Source organism: Streptomyces sp. NPDC031121, from assembly GCF_055570615.1.
The window spans coordinates 104,351-118,136 of the sequence record NZ_JBVIGV010000013.1; the positions used below are offsets into that span (position 1 = coordinate 104,351).

The window sequence follows — 13,786 nt, forward strand, 5'->3', positions numbered from 1 at the left end:
GGTCGGCCAGACGCAGACCATGACTGCATCGCGGAAACCGAACACCAAGTCCCCTTCCGACAACGCCGGTTCGAACGGCGGCACGACGCGCGGACGCACCGCAAGCGCCGCGGCGAAGGCTACCGGCGAACTGAAGGAGCACGGGGGCGGCGGCACGCTGACCGCCCTCCCCTCCCAGATCGCGGAGAAGACGACCACCGCCGCCCAGGTCCTCCGGTCCACCGCCGGCCGGGCCGGTCTGCTGTGGACGCTGGTCCGGGCGCGCAAGGCCGCGGCGGCGGGAACCGCGAGCGGGACGTTCGCGCTCGTCGCCGTCTCGTACGCGGCGGGCCGCCGCGCGGGCCTCCGCCGCCGCGGCCCCCTGTCCCGCCTCACCGGCGGCCGCCTCTGACCACCGCACACCACCACACCGTCCGGGGCGGGGGCCCAAAGCCCCCGCCCCCACCCATGCCCGCACCGGCCTCGCTCCCCGCACCGCCCCGGGCCCGTATGGGTTCCGGGGACAATCGCCCGCATGAACTCTCTGCCCGTGCTTTCCGCCCCGCAGATCCTGACGGACCGCCTCAGGCTGCGGAGGGCGCTGGAAGGCGACATCAGCGGCCTCGTCGAGCTCCGGACCGACCCGGAGGTCCGCGCCCACCTCGGGGGTCCGCAGCCACGCGACGCCGTCGAGGAGTATTTCGCCGCGCACGGTGTCGGCGCCTTCGCAGACAAGCCCGGCGCCTACGTCATCGCCGACAGGGCGTCCGACCGGTGCCTGGGCGTGCTCGTGCTGGACCGCCGGTCCGCTGCGCTCCCCGGCCACGTCGACCCCGCGGGAGGGGAGCTGGAGCTGTCCTACGTGCTGCGCCGCGCCGGCTGGGGTACCGGGGTGGCCTTCGAAGCCGCCGTTGCCGCCTTGCGCGCCGCCGCCGGTGAGTTGCCCGACCAGCCGGTCCTGGTCGTGACCCAGGCGGGCAACGCGCGTGCCGTGAGGCTGGCCGCGCGTCTGGGGTTCCGCCCCGTGGCCGCCTTCGAGGCGTACGGCGCGGAGCAGCTGCTCGCCGTGGCGGACCTGCACGCGTTCAAGGCGCCACCCCCCTCGAGTCAACCACAGTTGACACGACGCGCCTTGTCAACTTAGATTGACGGCATGACCGATGCGACCGATCTCGCCGCCCGGGCGGGCGACCGTGACCCGCGGGTGGGACTGCGGGCCGTGGCCGCGCTGCGGCGGCTGCTGGAGCAGTTGGAAGCCGTCCAGGTGCGCAGTGCGCGCAACCAGGGGTGGTCGTGGCAGGAGATCGCGACCGAGCTGGGAGTCAGCCGCCAGGCCGTCCACAAGAAGTACGGGAGGCAGTGATGTTCGAGCGATTCACGCAGGCCGCACGCGCGGTGGTGAAGGGCGCGGCCGAGCACGCCGAGCGGGCCGGCGTCGCGACCGTAACAGAGGAGCACCTGCTGCTCGCGCTCCTCGACCGGGAGGGCACCCGGGCCGCGGCGGCGCTGCGCGAGCTGTGCCCGCCGGAGCGTCGGCCCTCGGTGGCCGCCGCCCTGGCCGACGCCCGGCGGCGGGCCGGGCTGTCCCGGGCCGACGCGGAGGCGCTGGAGGGCCTCGGCATCGACGTCGGCGCGATCGTGGCCCGGGTGGAGGAGGCACACGGCCGGGGCGCGCTGGCCGGCGACCGCAGGGACGCCGGATGGTGGTCCGGCCGCAGGTCCTTCTCGCGGGAGGCGAAGACGGTGCTGGAGAAGTCCCTCCGGATCGCCCTGGCCCGCAAGGACCGGGAGATCGGCGACGAGCACCTCCTCCTGGCCCTCACCACGACCGGCGGGGTCGTCGCGGAGGTCCTGGCGGACCACGGGGTGACGTACACGTCCGCCGAGGCCGCCCTTTGCGCCACCGTCGCACCCTGACCTTCCGGGATCCGCGCCCCCGGACGGCCGTCGGGGTGCCGATCGCGGACCCCGACGGCCGGCGCAACCTGAGGTGATCCCATGGACCTTCAGGCGGAACTGCTCGAACACCCCTGCTCCGCGTACGAGATGCTGCGGGACAGCGCGCCCGTCTGCCGGATCACCGGTACCGACGGCATGCCGGCCTGGCTCGTCACCCGGTACGACGACGTGCGCGCCGCCCTCGCCGACCCCCGCCTGTCCCTGGACAAGGCGCACGCCAACGAGGGGAGTCACCGCGGGCTTTCGCTGCCGCCCGCCCTGGACGCCAACCTGCTCAACATGGATCCGCCGGACCACCCCCGCATCCGCAAGCTCGTGAGCCGCTCCTTCACCCCGCGCCGCACCGAGCAGTTGCGCGCCCCGATCCGCGCGACCGCTCGGACCGCCTCCTCGACGCCCTCGGCGCGGCCTGGACGGCCGACCTCGTCGCCGCGTACGCCGCACCGCTGCCCGTGATCGTCATCTGCGACCTGCTCGGCATCCCCGAAGACCGCCGCCTCGACTTCCGCACCTGGACCGACACCCTGATCGCCCCCGACCCGAGCCGGCCCCGCGCCGCGAAGGAGGCGACACCCCGCGCAGCGGGGCCTCCTCCGCGAGGACCCCACGCGGATCCGGCGGCCGTCGAGGAGTTCGCGCGGTACGAGGGGCCCGCGCTGCTCGCCATCCGCCGCTTCCCCACCGAGGACGTCACCCTCGCCGGGGTCACCGTCCCGGCCGGGGAGGACGGTCCTGCTGTCCCTCTCCGCGGCCAACCGCGACCCGGCCCGCTTCTCCCGCCCCGGCGTCCTCGACGTCGACCGCGGCACAGCCGGGCACCTCGCGCCGGGCCACGGCATCCACTACTGCCTCGGCGCTCCCCTGGCCCGTGCGGAGACGGAGATCGCGCTGGCCGCCCTCCTGGAGCGCTTCCCCGTCCTCGAACCCGCGGGTGCGCCGCGCCGACGCCCGTCGCTGCGCGCTCGCGGACCGGCCGCACTGCCCGTCCGCTACGCCGCCGCGGCGCCCCTACCCGCCTGAGCCGCCGCGCCCCGGTCGCGGCCCCTCCCCCGCCGGCTGCGACCATGGGGCCATGCCCCACGCCCTCGTCACCGGTGCCACCTCCGGGATCGGCGCCGCCTTCGCCGATCGGCTGGCGGCCGCCGGCCACGACCTGACGCTGGTCGCCCGCGACCCGGACCGGCTCGCCCGGACCGCCGACGCCCTGCGCCGGGGCCACGGGGTCCGCGTCACCGTGCTCGCCGCCGACCTCGCCGCGGACGCCGACCTGGCGCGCGTCGCGGAGCGGGCGGCGGCGGAGCCGCTCGACCTGCTGGTCAACAACGCCGGCTTCGCCCACCCGGCCGGCTTCCCGCGGGTGCCGGCGGCCGACGAGGTGCGGATGCTGCGCGTGCACTGCGAGGCGGTGCTGCGGCTCGCCCACGCGGCCCTGCCGGGCATGAACGCACGCGGCCGCGGCGCGATCGTCAACGTGTCGTCCCTGTGGGCGTTCTTCCCGCGCAGCACGTACGGGGCGTCGAAGGCCTGGATCAACGCCTTCAGCCGGAGCCTCGTCGACGCGCGGATCGCCCGGCCGGGGGTGCGGGTGATGGCGCTCTGCCCCGGCTACGTCCGCACCGCGCTCCACGAGCGCTCGGGCCGCGACACCTCCTCGATCCCCCGCGTGATGTGGACAGACGCGGACACCGTCGTACGGACGGCGCTGCGCGACCTGGACCGGGGCCGGACCGTGTGCGTGCCCGGCGCACCCGCCAAGGCCCTGGTGGTCCTCGGCCGCCTGACCGGGCGGCGCCTCGCGGGCCGCGTCCTGCAACGCCTCGGCTCCCGCCCGCGCCGCCCCGCCCCGTAACCGGCGGCTGCGCCGCGCACGGCGGTTTCCACCACGCGACAGTACGGGAACCGGACAGTCCGCAGGACTCGGCGCCTCGGCCCGCCGCCTGCGGGTTACCGTTCCCGCATGATCATCGGCGCGGTGCCGGTGGCGGCACGGGGTGGGGGCGTTCGGGGATGGTCGGTCCGGTGTCAGGCGGCGGTGGGCGGCTGCGGGTGGGCTTCGTGGGCGGGGTGGCGGCGGGCGCCGTCCTGCTGTCCGGGTGTGCGCCCTCGGCGGCGGGCGGGCAGGCGGACAAGCCCGCGCCCGCTCCGTCCGCCGCCTCGCCCGCCGCGGCCCTGGTGATCGGCAAGGAGCAGGCCGAGAAGGTGTTCCAGACCTACGCCTGGGAGCAGTCGCAGTTCCGCAAGCCCGGAGGGCAGGAGGGCATCGCCTCGGTCGCGGCCGATCCGCTGCTCGCCGAGTACCGGGCCCGCGCCGGGGTGCCCGACCACCCCGGTGCGGCCCCGATGCCGACGTCCCGTGCCGAGTACCTGATCCCGGCGGAGCGCGACTGGCCGGCATATCCGCGGTGGTTCGCCGTCGTCTCCCGCGACTACGCCCCGAAGGTGGAGCGGGCCGCCGGGATCACCTACTTCACGCAGGCGGAGCCGGGCGGCGCGTGGAAGGCAGCCGCCACGACGTGGGTGCACGACAAGCCGGGGCGGCAGCTCGCCGAGGGCGAGTTCGCGGACCGCGTGTACGAGGGGTTCGGCTTCGAGGCGCGGGACAAGGAGGTCGCCGCGGTGGCCCGGGACGCCGGGGGCGCCGCAGCGGCGGCGCCGGCCTCGGAGGAGGACCGGCGGGTGTGCGGGCGCTACGCGGACTACCTCACCTTCACCGCCCCGGACGGCGACCCGGAGAGCGAGCACTTCGCGCCCGGCGAGCTCACCTCCGACGTGGTCCGCAGCTACAACGATCCGAAGGACGGCCTGGACGGGGTGCGGCGCACCTACGGGCTGGAGGTGACCGGCCCGGCCCTTCCGGTACTGCGGCTGGCCGACGGCAAGTCGCTCGTGACCTGCTCGTTCGTCCGGACCGACCACTGGGAGGGCACATCGGGCGGCGGCTCGTCCTGGACGTTCCGGTACGGGAAGGGCGACCCCCGCAGCGCGCTCCTCGGCGGCGGTGCCGGGTACTGGCGCAAGACGAAGGTGCGGTACAGCATGACGGTCACCTTCGAGGTGCCGCCGCAGGGGAAGGCCGACGTGGCGGGATGCAACTGCCTGACCCCTGCGCTGCTCTCCGCCGAGGGCAGGGCCGGGTAGCGGCGGCCGGGACCGGCGCTCCTCCAGTACACGGCGGGCTCCCGCGCGGGCCGGTCCGGGGCGGGGAAGCGGGGCATGCGGATCGCCGGAACGTACATCCTGTCCGGTCTGCTCCTCTTCGCCACCGCGTGGCTCTTCGCGGCGGGCCGGCTGTCGGCGGTGACGATGACGGCGTGCTGGCGCGTCGTCCTCTTCTTCGCCTCGGCAGGCGCGAGTTCGGCCCACCTGACGGTCAGCGAGATCTTCCCGATGGAGACGCGGGCCATGGCCATCGCGTTCTTCTACGCGGTCGGCACGGCGGCAGGCGGCATCTGCGGACCGCTGGTCCTCGCCGACCTCACCTCGAGCGGCGTCCCCGGCCAGACGGCGCTCGCCTCCTGCGTCGGCGCCGCGCCGATGACGGCCGCGGGCCTGGTCGCCGCGTTCTTCGCCGTGCCCGCGGAGGGCCGCTCCCTGGAGGACATCGCCACCCCGCTGTCCGCGGCGGCACCCTCCGCCGGGGAGACGGTGCCGGCGGCCGCGCCCGGCGGGCGGGGCGGCGGGGCGGCGGTCCGCGACCTCTGAGTCCTGTAGGCCGATCCGATGACATGACCGCGACTTTCCGTCGCGTCGGCTCGCCGTTCGGCGAAAGCGGGGGAAGCTCCATCTGGTTCCGGCCGGATCCCACCCCTGTTCGTACGAGGAACCCGTACGGAGACGTACGGAGAAGGAGCAGAGCTATGCGTTCTGTACAGCGGGCGGCCAGGCGCACCTGGGGCATGCGTGCCTTCGCCCTCCCCGCCGCCATCGTGCTGGCGGGGCTCGCGTCGCCGGCGGTGGCGACGGGGCCGCTCCCGGTGGCCGGCGAGACGGACCGCGGCGGAGGAGCGGTCGGCGCCCCCCTCCCCGGGCCCGAGGCGGCCAGACCGGCGGGCACCATGCAGGACGACGACAAGGAGAGCAAGACCAGCAAGAAGCCCAAGACGACCAAGGGCGAGAAGGGCGACCGCGGCGCCAAGGGCGAGCGCGGGGAGAAGGGCGAGCGCGGCGAACCCGGGCCCAGGGGGCCGAAGGGCGACAAGGGCGACAAGGGCGAGAGGGGCGAGAGGGGGCCGAAGGGCGATCGCGGCCAGGAGGGGCCGTGCGTCGAGATCGACACCGTCACCTACAGCCCGGACGGCGAGTTCAGCGTCGCCCTCAACCACGAGCGGGCCTTCGTCGGCTACCGCAGCAGCCTGTACGCGCCGTACGTGTGGCGGGACCTCTCGACCCGCGACAACCCGGGCTTCCCGCGGAACGCCTGCGCGGCCTCGATCACCCTCGGCGTACCGGCGGCCGGCCCGCAGGTGCACGTGAAGGTGATCACACGGAGCGGCGACGTGTACGAGACGAGCTGCACCTACACCCTGCCCGTCACCCTGGACACGCTCGTCTGCCCGTACGGCTGGACGGCCCTGGCCGCGCCGCGCCCGAGCCCCTCGCCGACGCCGCCCGCGCTGCCGCTGTCGGACGACGGCGCGGCGGGAGCCGAGGCGGGCGGGGCTCCCGCACCGCTGCCGGTGCCCAAGCCCGCACCTCAGCCGGGCGGCAAGCCGCCCGCTGAGGGCCCGGTGCGCCTGCTGCCCGCGCCGGGCGCCTGACCCCCGGCCCCCGACTCCTCGCCGCCGCGTGCAGCCCCCAGGGGCGCCCGCGGCGGCGGCTTGTGCGGCGTCGGGTCAGCCTGCCTGTACCGGGGCGCCGGAGTCCGCGGAGGCGGACAGGTCGCGTCCCCAGGTGGTGATCAGGCGGGCGCTGCCGTCGGCGAGCCGGTAGGACATGCCGACGACCGCGGTGCGGCCGGCGGCGACCCGCTCGGCCAGGGCGCGGGAGCGCTCCATCAGCAGGCTGACCGTGTGGCGGATGTGCTCGTCGACGATGTCGTCGCCGGACGTGAGGCCCGCGGCGCGGGCGGCCAGGACGCTGGGCGTGACGCGCTCGATGACGTCGCGGACGAACCCGGTGGCCGTCACGCCGTCCTGGAGCGCGGAGCGGGTGGCGGCGACGGCGCCGCAGGAGTCGTGGCCCAGGACCACGACGAGCGGGGCTTCGAGCACGCTGACCCCGTACTCGATGCTGCCCAGCACCTCCGTGCCGGCGACGTGTCCGGCGGTGCGGACCACGAACAGGTCGCCCAGCCCCTGGTCGAAGATGATCTCGGCCGCGAGGCGGGAGTCGGAGCAGCCGAACACGACGGCGAACGGGCGCTGCCCGGGAGCCGTCTCCGCGCGGCGGGCGGCGTCCTGGTTGGGGTGCTGCGGCGTGCCGGCAACGAACCGCTCGTTGCCGGCGAGCATGGTCTGCAGGGCCGTGGAGGGCGTGAGGGTGTTGGCGTCGGTCATGCGAGCAGACTACGGCCCTCTTCCGCCCGCCGTACCGGCGGGTCGGTGATCTCCCCCCGCGCGTCAGGTACGGGGTCCGCCTTCCGGCGGCCGGGGGTGTTGGCCGGGGCCCGTGGGCGGCCCGCTGAGCGGGGTGGGCGACAGGTCCGCGGGCTCCTCGCCCGCCTCCAGGAGGGTGTCCGCGGAGCCCACGATCAGCGGGTCGGGGTGGCCGACCGCCTTCTCGTCCTTGCTGGCGTAGTCGATCCGCCACAGCAGGCTGCGGATCGCTTCCAGCCGCGCGCGCCGCTTGTCGTTGCTCTTCACGACGGTCCAGGGCGCGTGCTCGGTGTCGGTGGCGCGGAACATGGCGACCTTGGCGTCGGTGTACGCGTCCCACAGGTCGAGGGAGGCCAGGTCGGTCGGCGAGAGCTTCCACTGGCGCACCGGGTCGACCTGGCGGATCGCGAAGCGCGTGCGCTGTTCGGAGCGGGAGACCGAGAACCAGAACTTGACCAGCAGGATGCCGTCCTCGACCAGCATGGCCTCGAAGGCCGGGCACTGGTGCAGGAAGCGCTCGTACTGCTCGTCGGTGCAGAAGCCCATGACCCGCTCGACGCCGGCGCGGTTGTACCAGGAGCGGTCGAAGAAGACGATCTCCCCCCGGTCGGGCAGGTGGGCGGTGTAGCGCTGGAAGTACCACTGGCCGGCCTCGCGCTCGGTCGGCTTGTCGAGGGCGACGATGCGGGCGCCGCGGGGGTTGAGCCGTTCGGTGAAGCGCTGGATGGTGCCGCCCTTGCCCGCGGCGTCGCGGCCCTCGCAGATCACGACCACGCGGGCGCCGGTGTCCTTGACCCAGCGCTGGAGCTTGAGCAGCTCGATCTGCAGGATGCGCTTGGCGCGCTCGTACTCGGGCCGGCGGATCTTGCGGGTGTACGGGTAGTTCTCCCGCCAGGTGCGGATCGGCTGCCCGTCGGCGTCGAGCAGGACCGGCTGCTCGGGCCGGCTGGCGTCGACGCTGAGCCCTTCGAGGAGGGCGCCCTCCGGTCCCGGCGCGGGCCGTCCCGGGTCGTGGCGCTGCCCGTCCTCGCGCTGCCCGTCGTCTTGCCGCTCCTGCCCCTGCGCGTCCATGGCGGACGTATACCCCCGGGCCGGGCGGCACTATCGCCGACCTGCGGGGTTCTGCGCGGGTGCCGGGCGCGCGGCGTACGCGTACGGGGGCGGCTGCCCCGGGCGCGGCCGCGGCACGGCGGCGGGGCGCCCCCAGGCGGCCAAGGAGGTAAAAACCCGGCCGCCCCTGTTCACCCGGCGGTCCGGCCGGGGAATGCGCGCAGGTATGCCCCAGATGATCAGCACCCTCTCCCGTATCGCCCGCCGGCACCGCGAACCGGTCGCGGTGCAAGCCCTGCGCTCCACCGCCGCCGCCGTCATCAGCTACGTGATCGCGCTGCGGCTGAGCAGCGAGCCGGCCCCGCTGACCGCCCCGCTGACCGCGCTGCTCGTCGTCCAGGTCACCCTCTACTCGACGCTGACCACCGGCGTCCGCCGGGTGAACTCCGTGGTCGCGGGGGTACTGATCGCGATCGGTTTCAGCGTGCTGGTGGGGCTGACCTGGTGGAGCCTCGGCCTGGTCATCCTGGCGTCGCTGCTCGTGGGCCATCTGGTGCGGGTCGACGAGTTCGTGCCGGAGGTGGCGATCAGCGCCATGCTGGTGCTCGGTGTCACCCAGGTGGCGGACACCGCCTGGGACCGGGTCCTGGAGACGCTGATCGGGGCGGCCGTCGGACTGCTGATCAATTTGCTCGTCGCGCCTCCGGTGTGGGTCGGCCCGGCGAGCAGCGCCATCACCGACCTCGCGGCCCGGATGAGCCGGCTGCTCGGCCACCTCGCCGAGGACTGGCCGTCCGGTGCCGCGAAGGTGGAGGAAGCCGCGGCCCGCCTCCACGAGGCGCGGCGCCTCGACAACGACATCGCTCTGGTGGACGCGGCCCTGCGGCAGGCCGAGGACAGCCTGCGGCTGAACCCGCGCGTCAAGGAGGGCCTGCTCTTCCGGCTGGTGCTGCGGACCGGTCTGGACACGCTGGAGATCTGCGCGGTGGTCCTCCGGGTGGCCTGCCGGACGCTGACGGACCTGGCGAAGGCCCGGCCGGACAGCCCGCTGTTCACCGCCGAGGTCAGGGCGGCGCTGCGGGAGCAGCTGGACCACACGGCCCGGGCGGTGGAGAGCTTCGCCCAGCTGATCACCGCGCAGGTCAGCGCCAACGCCGAGAAGGCGGAGGAGCGGCTGGCCGGGGAGCTGCTGGTGGCCCGGGCGAGCCGCGACCGGCTCGCGGAACTGATGCTGGCGAAGGTGCAGGAGGACCCCTCGGAGTGGCAGCTGCTGGGCGCGCTCCTCGCCGAACTGGACCGGGTGCTCGACGAGCTGGGCGTGGACAAGCGCTCCCAGCGCCTGCTGGAGGAACTCGACCGGCACACCCGCGACCGGCGGGGCGGCGGCCGCTTCGCCCGGCGCCGACGGGACGGCGCGGAACGGAGCGCGTGATCCGGGAGCGGCGGGCCAACTGCCGCGCGGTGCACGGCGGTCGGCGGCCACTCCCCCGCGGGCGGCGCGGCACTCACGGCACCAGGGCCTGCATCGGGTTGCCCCGTTGAGCAAGGAGCGGCGTTCGGTGCGTGCCCTCGGCGTGCAGGACGAATGTCCTCGTAGCGGAACTACTTGGGCATTCGGCTCGTGCGCCGGGGGCGCGTGCCGGGCGTCGCGACGCCGCGGGGCAACCCGATACAGGCCCTAGGATCGGGTGCATGCCGCTGACCATGGACGACGTCGACCGCTTCGAGGCCGCGAGGCCGCGCCTGGAGGCCATCGCCTACCGCATGCTGGGATCCGCGGCCGAGGCCGAGGATGCCGTGCAGGAGACGTTCCTGCGCTGGCAGGCCGCGGACCTCTCCCTCATCGAGGTTCCGGAGGCCTGGCTGACGAAGGTCCTGACCAACCTCTGCCTGAACCAGCTCTCTTCGGCCCGCGCGCGCCGCGAGACGTACGTCGGCCAGTGGCTGCCGGAGCCGCTGCTCGAGGGCGACCCGATGCTCGGCCCGGCGGACACCGCGGAGCAGCGCGAGTCCGTCTCGTACGCGGTCCTCGTGCTGATGGAGCGGCTGTCGCCCAACGAGCGGGCGGTGTACGTGCTGCGGCAGGCCTTCGACTACCCGCACCGGGAGATCGCCCAGATCCTCGACCTGAGCGAGGCGGCCAGCCAGCAGATCTTCCACCGGGCCAAGAAGCACCTGGCGGACGGCAGGGCCCGCACCGAGATCGACCAGGCGGTGGCCCGGCGGGTGGTCGAGGAGTTCCTCGCGGCCGCGACGAGCGGGGAGACGGAGCCGCTGCTGCGGCTGCTCACCTCCGACGCCGTCGCGGTCGGCGACGGCGGCGGGAAGGTCCCGGCCCGGGCGAGGGCGTTCGAGGGCGCGATCGCGGTCGCCAGGTTCATGCGGGGCCTGTTCAAGCCGGCACCGGCGAAGCGGAAGCTGGTCGGCGGCGCGGCGGACATGTACGCGACGACCGCGAACGGCGAACCGGCCGTCGTCGCGGTCGTCGACGGCCGGGTCATCGGCATCATCTGCCTCCAGGTCACCCCGGACGGCATCGCCGCGCTCCGCAGCCAGGTCAACCCCGACAAACTGGAACGGGCCACGGAGGCCTGGGCTTCCAGGCCCCACGGGGATCCACTGCTGCGCGCGTTCTAGGGGGACGGGCGCCGGTCAGAACGGAGCACTCCGATGCTTGCGCGCAATGCGGTCACATGGCTCGACGGGACGGACTTCGGCTACTACGCGCTGTGTCCCGCGAGAGGTCTCGACCAGTGGGCCGGCACCGAGGCGGACGCGGTGTTCGAAGCCTCCGTCGGCAAGATCTCACTCCGTGGCCACGGGGACGTCCTCACCATCGGCGGCGAAGCGCTGCCCGTGGCCTACCTGCCGCGGAGCATGGTCTTCGTCCAGGACGCCGGATCGGACGAGGGGGTCGACGTCCCCGGGGAGGTGGAGCGGGCCATGGGAGCACCGGGATGGCGGGACGCCTTCGACATCGCCCTGGGCGGCCGCTACTTCCTCATCGATTCCGGTGTGCCCGGTGCGGAGAGCGAAGAGGAGTACAGGATCCGGGTCGACATCCCCCACGGCCGCTACCGGGTTCAGTCGCTCTCCCTCGACCTGCCGCTGGGGGAGTTCCGCCTCCACCGGCTCCGGGGCCGGTGACGGCTGAGCGAGCGCGCCGCCCGCGCTGCGGGCCGGCGGAGGAAGGCGGCCTCAGCGCCTGCCGGGGCGGCGCCAGTCCTCGCTTTCGAGGTGGGAGCCGGCCATCGGGCCCATGCGGAGCATGCCGCCGTCGACCGCCCAGGAGGCGCCCGTCACGTAGGAGGCGTCCGGGCCGGCCAGGAAGGCGATGACGGCGGCCACCTCGCGGGCGTCGCCGGGGCGGCCGAGGGGGACGCCGGGGCGGCGTTCGAGGTGGACGTCCGTGTCCTCCTGTCCGGTCATGGGGGTGGCGATCTCGCCGGGGGCCACGGCGTTCACCGTGATGCCGTGCTCGGCGAGTTCGAGTGCCATCACCTGGGTGAGCAGGCCGAGGCCGCCCTTGGCCGCGCAGTACGGTGCGGAGCCGACGCGCGGCTGGTGCTCGTGCACGGACGTGACGTTGACGATGCGGCCACCGCCGCCCTGGGCGATCATGCGGCGGGCGGCGTGCTGGGAGCACAGGAAGGGGCCGACCAGGTCGACGTCGAGGACCTCGCGGAGGGTGTCGAGGCCGATGTCGAGGAACGGGGTGGCCGTGCCGGTGCCGGCGTTGTTGACCAGGACGTCGAGGCGGCCCAGCTCGTCGGCGAGGTCGTCGACGACCTGCGCGGCGGTCGGCAGGTCGGTCAGGTCGAGGCGGGCGACGGCCGCCCTCCTGCCGTGGCCGCGGACCTCGGCGGCCGTCTCCTCGGCTCCCGCCTCGTCCGTGTGCCAGGTGATGCCGACGTCCATCCCGGCTTCGGCGAGGCGGACGGCGGTCGCCCGGCCGATGCCGGAGTCGGCTCCGGTGACCACGGCCGCCCGGGGGGCGGGCTGGGGCTGTGACATGGGCCTGTCCTCCTGCGTGTGCGTGTGTGTCCCCCGGGGCGTGGGATTCCGGGGCCGTCCGCGCCTGCCCGCCGGCCGGCCCGGCAATCGCGCCGCCGGCCGGGGCCGGCTCACCCGGCCGGCTGCTGCGGCCAGAGTTCGCCCGGGCCGTCGACGACGCGGGCGCCCATGTTCTCCACCATCATCCGCAGGGCCGCCTCGGCGAGGTCCGGGTGGATGTGGGCGACCGCGTTCCGGGGCACGACGACGTCGAGGTGGCGGATGTGCGCGTCCAGTGCGGAGTACAGCACGCACTGCTCGGTCACCTGCCCGACGAGCACCAGGCGGCCGACGTCCATCGTGCCCAGCAGGTAGGCCAGCGGCGTCTCGAAGAACACCGAGTGGCGGGCCTTGACGACGAAGAGGGAGTCCTCGTCCGGCAGGACCGGCTCCACCAGCTCGGGGTGCGTGCCGGCCATCGCGACGTCGACGATCTGGCCGTGGTGGGAGCGCCACTGCCCGAAGTTGTCGTTGACGTAGATGACGGGCACCCGGGCGGCGCGGGCCGCGGTGAGCACCTCCACGATGCGGGGCAGTGCGGTGCGGACGGACGGGACCAGAAGGTCGGCGTCCTCGTGCCGGTAGGGGTTGAGCATGTCGATGACCACGACGGCCGTGTTGTCCATGCCGTCGAATCTGTGGCGCGGGCGGGACCGGCGCAGCCGCCGCGCCGCAGGCGTCGCCCCTTCGGCCCACGTCCGGCTCCGGGGGGCCGGGCCGGGGCGGGTCCCTCAGGCGGGGGCGGGCGGGTCCTCCGCGGGTGGGGCGGGGGTGTCGCGCAGGCCCAGGCGGAGGTGTTCGACGTGGTAGAGCGCCTGGTCGAGGAGGTGCGCGACGTGGTCGTCGTACAGGGCGTAGACGATCGAACGGCCGTGCCGCTCGCCGGCGACCAGGCCGAGGTTGCGCAGCAGGCGGAGCTGGTGGGAGCAGGCGGAGGCCTCCATGCCGACGGCGTCGGCGAGGTCCCCCACCGAGCAGGGGCCCTCCTGGAGGCGGGCGAGGATGTGCAGCCGCGAGGGGGTGGCGAGGGCCTGGAGGGTCGCGGCGACGTCGGCGCTGCCGACCGCGTCGAGGCGCTCGCGGGTGGTCCTGCCCTGGCTGACGGTTCCGTGGCCCATGGCCCCATGATACCGACGACACTTGAAGACCTCTTCAGATGTTCTTGTATGGTGGTGACGAGTCCTCCCGTCCGCCCCCGAAGGGTCGTCCTG

15 protein-coding genes and 2 pseudogenes are annotated in these 13,786 nt (G+C 74.6%); 12 read left to right on the plus strand and 5 right to left on the minus strand.

What is annotated here, in order from left to right:
* Positions 1–19: 19 nt before the first annotated feature.
* From ACZ462_RS24325 to ACZ462_RS24365, 9 genes and pseudogenes are all read left to right on the plus strand, one after another.
* Positions 20–391: a hypothetical protein gene (locus ACZ462_RS24325; protein WP_467804111.1), complete on the plus strand. Its 372-nt coding sequence runs from the start codon at positions 20–22 to the stop codon at positions 389–391.
* A 123-nt stretch (positions 392–514) separates the two neighbouring features.
* Positions 515–1,123, plus strand: a complete 609-nt coding sequence (locus tag ACZ462_RS24330) for a GNAT family N-acetyltransferase (protein WP_467804113.1) — start codon at positions 515–517, stop codon at positions 1,121–1,123.
* Positions 1,124–1,132: 9 nt separating this feature from the next.
* Positions 1,133–1,342, plus strand: coding sequence for a helix-turn-helix domain-containing protein (locus ACZ462_RS24335; RefSeq protein ID WP_467804114.1), 210 nt, complete (start codon positions 1,133–1,135; stop codon positions 1,340–1,342).
* A complete protein-coding gene (locus ACZ462_RS24340) occupies positions 1,342–1,896 on the plus strand; it encodes a Clp protease N-terminal domain-containing protein (protein ID WP_467804115.1) in 555 nt (184 codons plus the stop codon). Before ACZ462_RS24335 ends, ACZ462_RS24340 begins: the two co-directional genes overlap by 1 nt.
* 81 nt (positions 1,897–1,977) lie before the next feature.
* A pseudogene (locus tag ACZ462_RS24345) lies at positions 1,978–2,958 on the plus strand (cytochrome P450).
* Positions 2,959–3,010: 52 nt separating this feature from the next.
* Positions 3,011–3,787, plus strand: a complete 777-nt coding sequence (locus ACZ462_RS24350; RefSeq protein ID WP_467804117.1) for an SDR family NAD(P)-dependent oxidoreductase — start codon at positions 3,011–3,013, stop codon at positions 3,785–3,787.
* A gap of 170 nt (positions 3,788–3,957) precedes the next feature.
* On the plus strand, positions 3,958–5,076 hold the full coding sequence (locus ACZ462_RS24355; protein ID WP_467804118.1) for a DUF8094 domain-containing protein: 1,119 nt from the start codon (positions 3,958–3,960) through the stop codon (positions 5,074–5,076).
* Between the two features lie 63 nt (positions 5,077–5,139).
* Positions 5,140–5,640 (plus strand): annotated as a pseudogene (locus tag ACZ462_RS24360) (MFS transporter); the annotation flags it as partial.
* 155 nt (positions 5,641–5,795) lie between these two features.
* Complete coding sequence (locus ACZ462_RS24365) at positions 5,796–6,695, plus strand: hypothetical protein (protein ID WP_467804119.1); 900 nt, start codon at positions 5,796–5,798, stop codon at positions 6,693–6,695.
* Positions 6,696–6,770: 75 nt separating this feature from the next.
* On the opposite strand, the gene ACZ462_RS24370 is transcribed toward ACZ462_RS24365, so the two are convergent.
* Both ACZ462_RS24370 and ppk2 read right to left on the minus strand, forming a co-directional pair.
* Positions 6,771–7,433, minus strand: a complete 663-nt coding sequence (locus tag ACZ462_RS24370) for a carbonic anhydrase (protein ID WP_467804121.1) — start codon at positions 7,431–7,433, stop codon at positions 6,771–6,773.
* A gap of 63 nt (positions 7,434–7,496) precedes the next feature.
* The gene (gene ppk2, locus ACZ462_RS24375) at positions 7,497–8,543 is read right to left on the minus strand and encodes a polyphosphate kinase 2 (RefSeq protein WP_467804122.1); all 1,047 of its coding nucleotides are present in this window, start codon (positions 8,541–8,543) and stop codon (positions 7,497–7,499) included.
* A 205-nt stretch (positions 8,544–8,748) separates the two neighbouring features.
* Here ppk2 and ACZ462_RS24380 point away from each other — a divergent pair, with 205 nt between their 5' ends.
* The 3 genes from ACZ462_RS24380 to ACZ462_RS24390 all read left to right on the plus strand — a co-directional run bounded on the left by ACZ462_RS24380 (position 8,749) and on the right by ACZ462_RS24390 (position 11,669).
* Positions 8,749–9,954 (plus strand): FUSC family protein, encoded by a 1,206-nt coding sequence (locus ACZ462_RS24380; protein ID WP_467804123.1) that lies wholly within the window; start codon positions 8,749–8,751, stop codon positions 9,952–9,954.
* A 260-nt stretch (positions 9,955–10,214) separates the two neighbouring features.
* Positions 10,215–11,159, plus strand: coding sequence for an RNA polymerase sigma-70 factor (locus tag ACZ462_RS24385; protein ID WP_467804125.1), 945 nt, complete (start codon positions 10,215–10,217; stop codon positions 11,157–11,159).
* A 33-nt stretch (positions 11,160–11,192) separates the two neighbouring features.
* The gene (locus tag ACZ462_RS24390) at positions 11,193–11,669 is read left to right on the plus strand and encodes an Imm21 family immunity protein (protein ID WP_467804126.1); all 477 of its coding nucleotides are present in this window, start codon (positions 11,193–11,195) and stop codon (positions 11,667–11,669) included.
* A 51-nt stretch (positions 11,670–11,720) separates the two neighbouring features.
* On the opposite strand, the gene ACZ462_RS24395 is transcribed toward ACZ462_RS24390, so the two are convergent.
* From ACZ462_RS24395 to ACZ462_RS24405, 3 genes are all read right to left on the minus strand, one after another.
* On the minus strand, positions 11,721–12,536 hold the full coding sequence (locus ACZ462_RS24395; protein ID WP_467804128.1) for an SDR family oxidoreductase: 816 nt from the start codon (positions 12,534–12,536) through the stop codon (positions 11,721–11,723).
* A gap of 110 nt (positions 12,537–12,646) precedes the next feature.
* Positions 12,647–13,201 (minus strand): cysteine hydrolase family protein, encoded by a 555-nt coding sequence (locus ACZ462_RS24400; RefSeq protein ID WP_467804129.1) that lies wholly within the window; start codon positions 13,199–13,201, stop codon positions 12,647–12,649.
* A gap of 105 nt (positions 13,202–13,306) precedes the next feature.
* Positions 13,307–13,693 (minus strand): ArsR/SmtB family transcription factor, encoded by a 387-nt coding sequence (locus tag ACZ462_RS24405; protein WP_467804130.1) that lies wholly within the window; start codon positions 13,691–13,693, stop codon positions 13,307–13,309.
* Positions 13,694–13,786: the final 93 nt, after the last annotated feature.